This window comes from Shinella sedimenti, assembly GCF_022601905.1.
GTDB lineage: Bacteria > Pseudomonadota > Alphaproteobacteria > Rhizobiales > Rhizobiaceae > Shinella > Shinella sedimenti.
In genome coordinates this window covers 312,098-324,796 of the sequence record NZ_JAKVIN010000004.1, presented here as the reverse complement: position 1 = coordinate 324,796, position 12,699 = coordinate 312,098, and the positions used below count along the sequence as shown (strand labels likewise).

The 12,699-nt window shown below is 64.8% G+C and carries 15 protein-coding genes; 4 read left to right on the top strand and 11 right to left on the bottom strand.

Annotated features, from left to right (window positions below; translation table 11 throughout):
* Positions 1-86: 86 nt before the first annotated feature.
* The 6 genes from zapE to sdhC form a co-directional block, all read right to left on the bottom strand.
* Positions 87-1,280 (bottom strand): cell division protein ZapE, encoded by a 1,194-nt coding sequence (gene zapE, locus MKI86_RS11755; RefSeq protein ID WP_241601077.1) that lies wholly within the window; start codon positions 1,278-1,280, stop codon positions 87-89.
* Between the two features lie 42 nt (positions 1,281-1,322).
* Entirely contained in the window at positions 1,323-1,853 is a 531-nt protein-coding gene (locus MKI86_RS11750; protein WP_241601076.1) for a protease inhibitor Inh/omp19 family protein, read from the bottom strand.
* Between the two features lie 143 nt (positions 1,854-1,996).
* Positions 1,997-2,776 (bottom strand): succinate dehydrogenase iron-sulfur subunit, encoded by a 780-nt coding sequence (locus MKI86_RS11745; RefSeq protein WP_241601075.1) that lies wholly within the window; start codon positions 2,774-2,776, stop codon positions 1,997-1,999.
* Positions 2,777-2,794: 18 nt separating this feature from the next.
* A complete protein-coding gene (sdhA, locus tag MKI86_RS11740) occupies positions 2,795-4,636 on the bottom strand; it encodes a succinate dehydrogenase flavoprotein subunit (protein WP_241601074.1) in 1,842 nt (613 codons plus the stop codon).
* A gap of 6 nt (positions 4,637-4,642) precedes the next feature.
* Complete coding sequence (sdhD, locus tag MKI86_RS11735; RefSeq protein ID WP_241601073.1) at positions 4,643-5,023, bottom strand: succinate dehydrogenase, hydrophobic membrane anchor protein; 381 nt, start codon at positions 5,021-5,023, stop codon at positions 4,643-4,645.
* A gap of 10 nt (positions 5,024-5,033) precedes the next feature.
* The gene (gene sdhC / locus MKI86_RS11730) at positions 5,034-5,426 is read right to left on the bottom strand and encodes a succinate dehydrogenase, cytochrome b556 subunit (RefSeq protein WP_241601072.1); all 393 of its coding nucleotides are present in this window, start codon (positions 5,424-5,426) and stop codon (positions 5,034-5,036) included.
* Positions 5,427-5,728: 302 nt separating this feature from the next.
* Between sdhC and MKI86_RS11725 the strand changes: the two genes are divergently transcribed.
* The gene (locus MKI86_RS11725) at positions 5,729-6,154 is read left to right on the top strand and encodes a hypothetical protein (RefSeq protein WP_241601071.1); all 426 of its coding nucleotides are present in this window, start codon (positions 5,729-5,731) and stop codon (positions 6,152-6,154) included.
* Here the strand turns inward: MKI86_RS11725 and MKI86_RS11720 are convergent.
* The 5 genes from MKI86_RS11720 to tsaD are packed head-to-tail and all read right to left on the bottom strand — an operon-like array spanning position 6,135 to position 9,640.
* Positions 6,135-6,791, bottom strand: coding sequence for a class I SAM-dependent methyltransferase (locus MKI86_RS11720; RefSeq protein WP_241601070.1), 657 nt, complete (start codon positions 6,789-6,791; stop codon positions 6,135-6,137). The genes MKI86_RS11725 and MKI86_RS11720 overlap by 20 nt on opposite strands.
* 8 nt (positions 6,792-6,799) lie before the next feature.
* A complete protein-coding gene (locus MKI86_RS11715; protein ID WP_241601069.1) occupies positions 6,800-7,231 on the bottom strand; it encodes an EVE domain-containing protein in 432 nt (143 codons plus the stop codon).
* 5 nt (positions 7,232-7,236) lie between these two features.
* Positions 7,237-7,530, bottom strand: a complete 294-nt coding sequence (locus tag MKI86_RS11710; RefSeq protein WP_241601068.1) for a YciI-like protein — start codon at positions 7,528-7,530, stop codon at positions 7,237-7,239.
* A gap of 32 nt (positions 7,531-7,562) precedes the next feature.
* Positions 7,563-8,549: an NAD(P)H-dependent glycerol-3-phosphate dehydrogenase gene (locus MKI86_RS11705; protein WP_241601067.1), complete on the bottom strand. Its 987-nt coding sequence runs from the start codon at positions 8,547-8,549 to the stop codon at positions 7,563-7,565.
* Positions 8,546-9,640, bottom strand: coding sequence for a tRNA (adenosine(37)-N6)-threonylcarbamoyltransferase complex transferase subunit TsaD (tsaD, locus tag MKI86_RS11700; RefSeq protein WP_241601066.1), 1,095 nt, complete (start codon positions 9,638-9,640; stop codon positions 8,546-8,548). Before tsaD ends, MKI86_RS11705 begins: the two co-directional genes overlap by 4 nt.
* A 73-nt stretch (positions 9,641-9,713) precedes the next feature.
* Between tsaD and hemC the strand changes: the two genes are divergently transcribed.
* The 3 genes from hemC to MKI86_RS11685 all read left to right on the top strand — a co-directional run bounded on the left by hemC (position 9,714) and on the right by MKI86_RS11685 (position 12,688).
* Positions 9,714-10,643, top strand: coding sequence for a hydroxymethylbilane synthase (hemC, locus tag MKI86_RS11695; RefSeq protein ID WP_241601065.1), 930 nt, complete (start codon positions 9,714-9,716; stop codon positions 10,641-10,643).
* Between the two features lie 2 nt (positions 10,644-10,645).
* Positions 10,646-11,371: a uroporphyrinogen-III synthase gene (locus tag MKI86_RS11690; RefSeq protein WP_241601064.1), complete on the top strand. Its 726-nt coding sequence runs from the start codon at positions 10,646-10,648 to the stop codon at positions 11,369-11,371.
* Between the two features lie 99 nt (positions 11,372-11,470).
* The gene (locus MKI86_RS11685; protein WP_241601063.1) at positions 11,471-12,688 is read left to right on the top strand and encodes a COG4223 family protein; all 1,218 of its coding nucleotides are present in this window, start codon (positions 11,471-11,473) and stop codon (positions 12,686-12,688) included.
* Positions 12,689-12,699 lie beyond the last annotated feature (11 nt).

The following is a 12,699-nucleotide window of genomic DNA, read 5'->3' as shown; positions in this document are numbered from 1 at the left end:
AGGTTAAAAATTCAATGCATACTTTTGGATCGAAGTATTTCAATCGGTTAGATGCAAATTTTCTTACGTAAACGTAAGAATTTCCGTCATGCTTTCGTCACGTCCGTACTGTATCTGGCGTTGTGGTCTGCCAGATACTCGGTGCTGCGGATCTCGATGAGGCGCGAAACCGTGCGATCGAATTCGAAGCCCTCGGTGCCTTTGCGGGTCACCAGAAGCTTCTCTGGCGCGGCGGCAGCGGACGCGAAAAGACGCGCGCGATGATCGTAGATCGTGTCCACGAGATTGATGAAGCGCTTGGTCTCGTTGCGCTTTTCCGCGCCGAGCAGAGGTATGTTGTCAACGAACAGCGTATCGTAGTGCGCAAGGATCTCGAGATAATCGGCGGCACCCAGCGGCCTGACGCACAGATCGGCAAAGGAGAAGCGGGCAACGCGCCCGCCCGCCTGCGGCACGGTGATGGTTCGCCCACGAAACGACAGGGTCGCCGGAGCAACGGTCGTGCCAGCCGTCTCGCGACGCCAGGCAGCATCCATCGCCGCATCCGCCTCGCTGCCCAGCGGATGGCGGAAGACGGGCAGGCCGCTGTCCTTTTCCATGCGATAGTCCGTCACGGAATCGAGCGGCACGATCTCGACATACTGCTTAAGAAGATCGACGAAGGGCAGGAAGAGATCGCGGTTCAGGCCCTCGCGATAGAGGTTGTCCGGCTCGACATTCGACGTCGCGACAAGAATGCAACCACGCTGGAAAAGCTCACCGAAGAGCCGCGACAGGATCATCGCATCCGCAATGTCGGTCACGGAGAATTCATCGAAGCAGAGCAGGCGCGCTTCCTCGATGAGGCTGGCGGCGACCGGCGGCACGGGGTCAGCCTGCTTGGTCTCACCCGCCTTCAGCTTCTGCCGATGCTTGTGGATGCGGTCATGCACATCCGCCATGAATTCGTGGAAATGCGCCCGCCGCTTGCGCTTCAGCGGCGCAAGCTCGAAGAACATGTCCATCAGCATGGTCTTGCCGCGGCCGACGCCGCCATGGATGTAGAGCCCCTTGGGGGCCGCGACGCTTTCGGGCTTGCGGGAGGCGAAGAGCCAGCCGAGCGCGCTCGACTTGCGCGCCGGGCGCTGGACGTGGAGTTCGCTGAGCAGTCTGTCGAAACGCAGCGCCATCGCCTGCTGCGCCACATCCGGCTTCAGCGTTCCGCTGTCCACAAGGGCCTTCAGCCTGCCTGAAACGCCATGGTCCGGATGTGTCGAAACACTGTCCCAGTGCTTGCCCATGGGCGATGCTTATCCGCGTCTGAGGTCGGAAAAAGGGAGGAATCAGCGCGAAAGGCTAACCGGCTGGCCCGAATTGGTCGATCCGTCGAAGCGGGTATCGGCTGTCTTGTAGAGACGCGCGATGGGGTTGCCCTCGCGGTCCTTGAGAACGACCTGCTTGCCGGCGACTTCCCAGGAACCCATTGCCGTCAGCTCGCCTGCACAACCGCGCGTGCCGCCGCGCGACCCGCCACCGAGATTGGTGAGCGTCAGGAACATGTCGCAGGAGGACGGGCCGTTCGCCACTCGCCAGTTGCCGACCATGGATTCCTTCTTGACGTCGAGCGCGCTCGCTGCCGCGGCCGCGTTGCCAGTGCCGGTCGCCATGGCCGTATCGGTCGTGGGCTGAGCCGGGAACTGCGTGGTGCTCGTGGTCGGATCGGGCAGCTGGCTGGACGACACGCTACCGACAGGCTGGCCCTGCAGAGGTGTAATGTTCGGCTGCGTATTCACGCTGTCCATCGGCGCGGTCCGCTGGCACCCCGCAAGAGCAAGCGCCATCATCAGTCCGCCAGCCACATGATGAATCCGCATGTCGATACTCCCGATATCTGCCCGATACTGCTGCCATGCAGCAATTCCCGCCGAATTAACGTGAATCGCCCGCACGAATCAAGACGAAACGGCCCGAACGGTCAGGCCGCCTCGTCACATTTCGTGAACGCTGCTTATGTAGGTCAGAGACGGCGCTCGACCAGCATCTTTTTGATCTCGCCGATTGCCTTGGCCGGATTAAGGCCCTTTGGGCATGCCTGGGCGCAGTTCATGATCGTGTGGCAGCGGTAAAGACGGAAGGGATCTTCCAGATTATCGAGGCGCTCGCCGGTGGCTTCGTCGCGGCTGTCGATCAGCCAGCGGTAGGCCTGGAGCAGCACGGCCGGCCCGAGATAACGGTCGCCGTTCCACCAGTAGCTCGGACAGGATGTCGAGCAGCAGGCGCACAGGATACACTCGTAGAGCCCGTCCAGCTTGAGGCGATCGTCATGGCTCTGCTTCCACTCCTTGGCCGGCGTCGGCGACACCGTCTTCAGCCAGGGCTCGATCGAGCGATGCTGGGCGTAGAAGTTGGTGAGGTCAGGGATGAGATCCTTGACCACAGGCATATGCGGCAGCGGATAGACCTTCACCGCGCCCTTCACCTCGTCCATGCCCTTGGTGCAGGCGAGCGTGTTGGTGCCGTCGATGTTCATGGCGCAGGAGCCGCAGATGCCTTCACGGCACGAGCGGCGCAGCGTCAGCGTCGGGTCGATCTTGTTCTTGATGTAGAGCAGCGCGTCCAGCACCATGGGACCGCAATCGTCGACATCGATGTAATAGGTGTCGATCGACGGGTTCTTGCCGTCGTCAGGGTTCCAGCGATAGACGCGCAGCTCGCGCGTGTTGGAGGCGCCGGCCGGCTTGGGCCAGACCTTGCCTTCGCTGATCTGCGAGTTTTTCGGGAGAGCGAGTTCAACCATGTCCTGTTCTCCTCGATATCAGTAGACGCGCGCCTTGGGCGCGATCTTCTGGGGATCGATCCCGTCGGCGATGAGGTCGGTGTGCACGGGGCGGTAGTCGAGCTTCACATCGCCCGCCTCGTTGACCCATGCGAGCGTGTGCTTGCGCCAGTTGACGTCGTCGCGGCCGCCGAACGGACCGTCGACATAGTCCTCGCGGGCATGCGAGCCGCGGCTTTCCTTGCGGGCCTCGGCGCCGTAGACCGTCGTGATGGCGTTGGCCATCAGGTTTTCCAGCTCCAGCGTCTCGACGAGGTCGGAATTCCAGATCATCGAACGGTCGGTGACCTTGATGTCAGGCAGTTCCTTCCAGATTTCCGTGATGCGCTTGCAGCCGCTTTCCAGCGATTCCTGCGTGCGGAACACGGCGGCGTCTTCCTGCATGGTGCGCTGCATCTTGTCGCGCAGCACCGCCGTGGGCGTACCACCATTGGCGTTGCGCAAACGGTCGAAGCGATCCATGATCCTGTCGCAGGCAGCGATGTCGAGCGCCGGGACAGCCTCGTTGCGATCGATGACCTCGCCGGCGCGGATGGCGGCGGCACGGCCGAAGACCACGAGGTCGATCAGCGAGTTGGAGCCGAGGCGGTTTGCGCCGTGCACCGAAGCGCAGCCGGCTTCGCCCACCGCCATCAGGCCGGGCGCGATGCGCTCCGGGTTCTGGCTGTCGGCATTGAGCACTTCGCCCCAGTAGTTCGTGGGAATGCCGCCCATATTGTAGTGCACGGTCGGCAGGACCGGGATCGGCTCGCGCGTCACGTCGACGCCGGCGAAAATCTTCGCGCTCTCGGAAATGCCCGGCAGGCGCTCGTGCAGGACGGCCGGATCAAGATGGTCGAGATGAAGGAAGATGTGGTCCTTGTTTTTGCCGACGCCGCGGCCTTCGCGGATTTCCATCGTCATGCAGCGCGAAACGACGTCGCGCGAGGCGAGGTCCTTCGCGGACGGCGCATAGCGCTCCATGAAGCGTTCGCCTTCGGAGTTGACGAGATAGCCGCCCTCGCCGCGCGCACCTTCGGTGATGAGGCAGCCCGCGCCGTAGATGCCGGTCGGGTGGAACTGCACGAACTCCATGTCCTGTAGCGGCAGGCCGGCGCGCGCGATCATGCCGCCGCCGTCGCCCGTGCAGGTATGTGCCGAGGTGGCGGAGAAGTAGGCACGGCCGTAACCGCCCGTCGCCAGAACCACCATCTTGGCGGCGAAGCGATGGATCGTGCCGTCATCGAGGTTCCACGCGACGACCCCGGTGCAGCGGCCATCGGCCGACATGATCAGATCGAGCGCGAAATACTCGATGAAGAATTCGGCGTTGTTACGCAGCGACTGGCCGTACAGCGTGTGCAGGATGGCGTGGCCGGTACGGTCGGCGGCGGCACAGGTGCGCTGCACCGGCGGACCTTCGCCGTAGTTTTGCATGTGGCCGCCGAACGGGCGCTGGTAGATCTTGCCTTCGGCGTTGCGCGAGAAGGGCACGCCATAATGCTCGAGCTCATAGACCGCCTTCGGCGCTTCCATGGCGAGATACTGCATGGCGTCGACGTCGCCGAGCCAGTCAGAGCCCTTGACGGTATCGTAAAGGTGCCACTGCCAGCAGTCGGGCGTCATGTTGACGAGCGAGGCGGCAATGCCGCCCTGGGCGGCGACCGTGTGCGAACGCGTCGGGAAGACCTTGGTGATGCAGGCGGTCTTGAGACCCTGCTCGGCCATGCCGAGCGTGGCGCGCAGGCCGGCGCCGCCGGCCCCGACGACGATCACGTCGAAGGAGTGGTCCACATAGGTATAGGCCTTGCCGTTGGCCGCCGGGGAGGGGATCGCTGCCATGATGGATTATCCTGCGAAGGCGATTTTGAGGACGGCGAAAAGACAGAGCCCGCCGACCAGGATCGCGAAGAAGGTGTTGAGCATGAGAAGACCGATCTTGATGCCTTCCGCATGCACGTAGTCCTCGATGATGACCTGCATGCCAAGCTTCATGTGGATGAGGCCGGAGATCACGACGAGGCCCATGAGGACGGCGACGAGCGGGTTCGACAGCGCTGCCGTCACCTCTGCATAGGAGGCGCCGTTATAGCAGATGAGGAAGCCGACGAAGAACAACAGCAGTGGAACGTTGGCGACGGCCGTGAGACGCTGGCGCCAGAAGTGCTCCGTGCCGTCCTTTGCCGAGCCGAGGCCGCGAACCTTGCCGAGGGGCGTGCGCATATCCATGGGGCTCTCCTCAGCGTGCCAGGTAGCCGACGACCCAGATCAGCACCGTCAGGGCGACGGAGGCGATCGGGGTTGCGATGGCGAGTTTGGTATTGAAGTGCTTTTCGTAGCCGCGGCCCATGTCCCACATGAAATGGCGGAGCCCGCCGAGCATGTGGTGGACAAGCGCCCAGGTGTAGCCGAAGAGCACGAGGCGGCCGATCAGCGTGCCGAAGAACCAGTTGACCCAGTTGAAATAGGCCTCGCCCGAAGCGGCGGCGATCAGCCACCAGGCAACGAGTACCGTGCCGAAGTAAAGTGCCGCACCTGTGATGCGGTGCACGATGGACATGACCATCGTCGGGATCGGCTTGTAGACTTGGAGATGCGGCGAGAGCGGCCGGCTTCGAGTGACATTCGCCATCTGAACCTCACGGAACCCCGGAGAGCCACAAACTGGACAAATTTTCTCCGGAATTGCAGTATGTTGTGCACAATGCAGTGATTGCGACGTTTAATCACCGGAAAGCGGAACCACAAGCCTCATTGCAGTGCAAAATGAATTTAATCGATTAGAAATCGCCCGCGTGTCCGCCCCGTTTTGACACATCGCGGCGCCGTTAACGATAACCGCAAATTCCTCAAGCGTGTCAGTGACTTTCAGCGCCTTGCGGTCCATTCTGCCTGTTAACGATTTGTTAACCACGCCACGGAAGGCAGGACAGAATGACTCTGTTATCGGCACTCCGCGCGACGAAAGTCTTCGTGCTTGCGGCCGCGCTCGTGACAGGCGGCATGACGGCCGCTCATGCCGGAGATGGCCTGCGCCATCGCCATCATCCCAATCATGGCGGCTTGCGGACGATTTCGCGGCTCGATACCGATGCCAGCCGCGGCGGCGTCAGCACCCAGCTGCGCTACCAGCGCCACAGGATCCGGCATGCCGATCCCGATTTCTATTCCGGCGGGATCGTCGCCTACCGTGATGGCGGCAGCGGCCTTTATTTCTATGTCGAAGACGACGGCGGCTATCGCTGGTCAGCCCGGCCGGCGGAGCGTCGCGCAAGCGGGCCGAAGATCATAACGCTGAGCCCTGATCACAACGATTGTGCCTGGGAAGCGGGCGTCTGCGTTATCCGGCCAGGCCGGTGAAACGCCACACAGTGGTCTTCTTGACCTCGCTGTCCTCAAGCGCCCGCGTCACCGGCACGGTATAGGTGGCAAGCGCTTCCATGCGATCGCGCGGACAATAGGCGCGACCGGGATCGCCGACCAGCACCGTGGCGCCGCGCGCGGCAAGCGCGGTGAACCAGGGTATGAGCGCGTCGGCGAAGGCCCGGTCGTAAAACACGTCGCCGGCTAAAATGACGTCCCAGCCCTCGTCGCGGCCGAGCATGTCCTCGCTCGTGCTGTCGAGCGAAACATCGTTCAGCGCGGCATTCAGCCGGATCGCCGTTCCGCTCCAGGGATCGATATCCGCCGCCAGCACTACGAAAGCACCGGAAAGCCAAGCAGCGATGCCGACGAGGCCGGAGCCGCTGGCGAAATCGAGCACGGATTTGCCGGCCACCAGCGCCGGGTAATCCAGCACATGGCGCGCAAGCCCCTGACCGCCCGCCCAGGCAAAGGCCCAGAAGGGCGGCGGCAGGCCGATCTCCTCCAGCTCCGCCTCGGTCTTCAGCCACAGGTCATGCGCCTCCGAGGCGAGCCTGAGCTTCACCTCCGGCACATGCGGCGGCGCCAGCACGTCCGTATTGTCGATGATGAAGACTTGCGGGTCCGTCCTCACGGGCTGTGTCAGCGCGGCGGATTGTCGAGGCCGCCCATGCGGCAGACCTCGATCCACTCCTCCTCCGTGACCGGCTGCACCGAAAGGCGCATGGAGGTGACGAGCGCCATCTTGGCAAGCTTCGGGTTGGCCTTCACATCCTTCAGCGAGACAGGCTTCGGCATGTCGCACACCGCCCGGATATCGACGCAGTCCCAGCGCGGATCGTCGCCCGCCGTGGAATCGGGATGCGACAGGGCGCAGACTTCGGTGATGCCGACGACCTCCAGCCCCTCGTTGGAGTGGTAGAAGAAGCCCTTGTCGCCGATCTTCATGGCCCGCATGTTGTTGCGTGCCAGGTAGTTGCGCACGCCGTCCCACTCCTCGCCTTCCTCGCCTTTCGACTTCAGCTTGTCCCAGGAGAACTTGAAGGGTTCGGATTTGTAGAGCCAGTACGCCATGGGTCTCAGGCCTCCGGGTTGTTGAAGACCCAGTTCCAGGCCTTCACCTCGACGGATGCGAACAGGCCGGCCTTGGCATAGGGATCGTTGGCGGCGATTTCCCGTGCGGCCTCGATCGTCTCTGCCTTGACCACGACGAGGCTGCCGGTGGGCTTGCCGTCGTCGCCAAGAAAAGGGCCGGCAAAGGCGAGCGTGCCCTCCGCGTTGAGCGTGTTCAGATAGGCGACGTGTTCGGGACGCGTGTCGAGGCGCACCTGCAGTGCACCGGGCTTGTCCTGGCAAACGAATGCAAAATGCATGGACGATCCTTCTCTGGCTCCTGGCCGTTCTGTCATTCCTGGGTGATGGGGCGCGTCATGAGCTGCCCGATGGCCGTTTTCACATCGAGCGTACCCTCGATGATGCGCGCCACCGCATCGGTGATCGGCATGTCGATACCCTTTTTGGCAGCAACGCCGGATGCGACGGAAGCGGCGAACGCCCCTTCGACGAGGTCGCCCGACCAGCCGGCGGCCGTGCCCTCGCGCCCGAGCGCGATACCGAAGCGCAGGTTGCGCGACTGGTGGCTGGTGCCGGTCAGTACGAGATCGCCCAGACCGGACAGGCCCATGACCGTCACGCCCTCGCCGCCATGGCCTTCGACAAAGCGCGACAGTTCCGCAAGCCCGCGTGAAATGAGCGCCGCACGGGCCGAATCGCCAAGCTGCGCGCCCTCGATGATGCCACAGGCAATCGCCAGCACGTTCTTGAGCGCGCCGCCGAGCTGCACGCCGATCCGGTCCGTCGACGGATAGAGTCGAAAGGTCGGCCCGGACAAGGCCTGCGCCAGCACCGCACCGATCTCGATCGTCCGCGCAGCGATCACCATCGCCGTCGGCAGGCCCTTGGCGATATCAGCCGCAAAGCCGGGGCCGGACAGCACAGCGATCTCGCGACCCGGCAGTTCCTCTTCCAGCACGTCCGTCAGGAGGCGTCCCGTGCCCTTTTCTATGCCCTTGGCACAGATAACGACCGCCGTACCCGGCGCGAGCAGCGGCGCAAGCACGCGCGCGGCTTCGCGCTGCGCCTGCGAGGGCATGGCGAAGAGCACGATGCCGGCCTCACGCACCGCCTCGATATCGGCGCTGTATGTCAGCTCATGCGGCAGGTCGATGCCCGGCAGCGCCTTTTCGTGACGGCGCGAAAGCCGCATCGTCTCGACAATATCGGCAGCGCGGCCGATGAGAACAACGTCCCCGCCGCTTGCCGCAGCCACGCTTGCAAGCGCGGTCCCGAAGGCGCCCGCGCCAACCACGGCAATCCTGCGCGAGACACTCATGCCTTGGCTCCCCGCTTGCCGGACCCCAGAACCGTCGCCGCCGCCTTGTCGAGCGGCCAGCGCGAGCGGGGTGCCACGGAAAGATCGTCCGCCGAAAGCCCCACGGCCATGCGCTCCAGTCCCGCCCAGGCGATCATTGCGGCATTGTCCGTGCAGAGCGCCATCGGCGGCGCGATGAACCGGAAGCGGTTCTTGTCGCACAGCGTCTGAAGCGTCGCACGCAGCTCCGCATTGGCCGCAACACCGCCCGCAACCACGAGCGCCGGTGTCGCGACGTCAGGGTAGAGCGTCCGGAACCGTTCCAGCCCGCGGCCGATGCGATCCTTCAACGTGCGCGACACGGCGCGCTGGAAGGAAGCGCAGATATCAGCGATATCCTGCTCGGTAACAGGCTCTATCGACTGCGCGGCCTGCCGCACCGCCGTCTTCAACCCGGAGAAGGAGAAATCGAGCCGCGCTTCGCCGACGAGCGGGCGTGGAAAGGTGAAACGTTCGGCATTGCCGCTCTTCGCCATGCGCTCAACCGCCGGGCCGCCGGGATAAGGCAGGCCGAGCAGCTTGGCCGTCTTGTCGAAGGCCTCGCCGAGCGCGTCGTCGATGGTTGTGCCCCAGCGCTCGTAATCGTCGACGCCGCGCACCAGCACAAGCTGGGTATGGCCGCCGGACACCAGCAGCATCAGATAGGGAAACGCGACGCCATCCGTCAGCCGGGCCGTTAGCGCATGGCCTTCGAGATGGTTGACGGCATAGAGCGGCTTGCCGGTCGCCCGCGCAATGGCCTTGCCGGTCATCAGCCCGACGATCAGGCCGCCGATCAGCCCCGGACCGCTCGTCGCGGCAATGGCATCGACATCGGCAAGCGTGCGCCCGGACCGCAGGAGCGCCTCGGAGATCAGACTGTCCAGCGCCTCGACATGCGCGCGCGCTGCAATCTCGGGCACCACACCGCCATAGGCGCTGTGCTCTTCAAGCTGGCTCAGCACCACCTCGCCCAAGATCTCGCCATGCCCGTCCGCCGCACGCGTGACAACAGCCGCGGCGGTCTCGTCGCAGCTCGTTTCAATGCCGAGAATGGTCAGTTGGGACGACATGAAGCACTTGGATTGATTGCGATGGGCGGTAAAGCCGTTTACGAGACATCCCGGTAACAATGGATCAATGCGGATGCAAACAAAACCTTTCCGGATCGGTACGCGCGGCAGCCCGCTGGCGCTCGCCCAGGCCCACGAAACCCGTTCGCGCCTGATGGCGGCCCATGGCTTGGCCGAGGACATGTTCGAGATCGTCGTGCTCTCCACGAAGGGCGACCGCATCACCGATCGCTCCCTGGCGCTGATTGGCGGCAAGGGCCTGTTCACCGAGGAGATCGAGGCGCAGCTGTCTTCCGGCGAGCTCGATTTCGCCGTGCATTCCTCCAAGGACATGCCGACGAAGCTGCCGGAAGGCCTGCATCTCTCCGCCTTCCTGCCGCGTGAGGACATCCGCGACGCCTTCATCGGCCGCGCTGCAAAGCGCCTGCTCGACCTGCCGCAGGGCGCAACCGTCGGCTCGGCCTCGCTGCGCCGGCAGGCGCTGATCCGGCGCCTGCGTCCCGATCTCAACGTCATAGTCTTCCGTGGCCAGGTCGATACCCGCCTCGGCAAGCTCGCCGCCGGCGAGGCCGATGCCACGCTGCTAGCCTATGCCGGCCTGAAGCGTCTCGGCAAGACGGATGTGCCGACCGAACTGCTCGATCCGGTTTCCTTCCCGCCGGCGCCGGCTCAGGGCGCGATCTGTATCGAAAGCCGCATCGGCGACGATCGCATCAGCGGTCTGCTTTCCGCCATAGACGACCGTGCGACCCACGCCGCCGTCGCCTGTGAGCGCGGCTTTCTCGCCACGCTCGACGGCTCCTGTCGTACGCCCATCGCCGGTTACGCGACCGTCGAGGGCGATTACATCCGGTTCCGCGGCATGATCCTGACCCCGGATGGCAGCCGTTTCCACGAAATCGAGACGAGCGGCCCGGCCAGCGACGCCGGCAGGCTCGGCGCCGATGCCGGCGAGGCGATCCGCGCGAAGGCGGGAGCCGATTTCTTCGACAGCTGGGTCTGACTATGCGCGTGCTCGTGCTTCGCCCCGAGCCGGCAGCGGCCCGCACCGCCCGAACCCTCGAAGCGCGTGGCCACGAGGCCGTACTGTTGCCGTTGTCGAAAGCCGAACACGACGTCGCGGCTGTCAGGGCGGCACTCGCGACCCCGCATACCGCCATCGCCGTGACCAGCGCCGAAATCGCACGCCTGTTTTCGACGATCGACCATGACCTTACCCCGCATCTGTCGACGTGCGTCTTCGCCGTCGGACAGGCCTCCGCCGATGCGATGAAGGCCGTCGGCTTCCATGAGGTTCACGCAGCCGGCGGTGACGGCGCCGCCTTGGCCGACAGCATCATCGCGCATTATCGCGCGGCCAGTGTGCCGGAGCACCCCATCCTCTATCTCGCCGGCAACCCGCGCGCGCCCGGCTTCGAAAACAGGCTGCACGAAGCGGGCATCCCGATCCGAGCGGTAGAAAGTTACCGCATGGCGGCGCTCATCCACCCGCCGGCCGTGATCACGACCGCGCTGCTGGAGCCGGTCCCCGATGCCGTACTTCTCTACTCGCCGGAAAGTGCGCGCGCCTTCTTCCGCCTCGCCCCGCTCGAGGAAAAGCCGGCTCGGTTTGCGGCACTACGCGTCCTCTGCATGAGCCCGAATGTCGCGTCCATGGTGCCCGAACGCTTTGCCGCGCAGGCGGAAACCGCAGCCGCGCCCGATGAGGCGAGCCTGCTCGCGCTGCTCTGACGGCAGGACGCGGCGGATGAATTTGCCGGCAGGGTCTTTCCCTCCCCGCCATCCCTGTCTACCTTTAGTGCAGTGCACATGAATGCAAGGAGGTCGGCCATGGAACCGGAAAACCCGTCCCGTCGCAAGAAGAGTGGCGACGAACCCGTGACGATCGATCTCGAAGCCGTTCCCGCAAACGGCGACGAGACCCGGCAGGCTGCTGAAGAACCCGCGGCGGAAGACGCGGCGCCGACAACGGAAACGGCCTCTGACGCGACCGCAGAACAGGAAGAACCGAAGGACGAGCCGGTCGAGCCCGCCCGCCCGACCTATGAGGAGCCCGTGCGCGTCGAGACGCCGCCGCCTCCGCAGCGCGGCAATGCCGGCACGCTGGCCGCCGGCATTCTCGGCGGCCTCATCGCCCTCCTCGGCGCCGGCAGCCTGCAATATGGCGGCTACCTCCCCGCCCCCGGCCCCGAACGCGCCGGCGACGATGCCGCCCTTTCGAGCCTAGCGAACGAAGTCGAGGCGCTGAAGGCCCGTTTGGCGGAAACCCCGTCGGCCGCCCCGGTCGATCTCCAGCCGCTCGAAACCCGCCTTGCGGCCCTGGAAAAATCGACCGCTGACGGTGGCGGCGCACCCGGCGCGGCCCCGGAAAGCGTGACGAAGCTGGAAGGCGACGTGTCGCGGCTGAACAGCGAGCTTGCCGGGCTGCGCGACCAGATCGCCCGCACCAGCGAGGCAGTGGGCACCACCGAAAGCCAGCTGACCGAACGCATCGCCGCCGCCGAACAGAAGCTCGATACGCCGCGCAGCGATATCGAAATGGCCAAGGCCGTCGCAGCGAGCGCGCTCAAGACCGCCATCGATCGCGGCGGCCCGTATCTTGCGGAGCTGGAGGCCTTCGCCAGCGTCGCACCGGACGATCCGTCCATCGCGGGCCTGCGCGCCCATGCGGCCGTGGGCGTTGCGTCGCGCGCCGACCTTGCCGCCGATTTCCAGAAGACGGCCGACGCCATCCTCGACGCGGTGCACCAGCCGGACGGCGAGCAGGGCATCATGAGCCGCCTGATGTCCAGCGCCGCCTCGGCCATCCGCGTTCGCCCGGTCGGCAGCATTGAGGGTGACAGCCCTGAGGCCGTCGTGGCCCGCATCGAAAACAAGCTGCAGAACGGCGATTTCAAGGGCGCGCAGATTGAATGGCAGACACTGCCCGAGAAAGGCCAGGCCGCCGGCGCGGACTACAAGCGCAAGCTCGACGAGCGCGTCGCGGTCGAGGAGCTGATCGGCAACGTCGTGTCCGGTGCGCTCAACGCCACGGCGAAACAGGGCTGACGGGAGAAGCT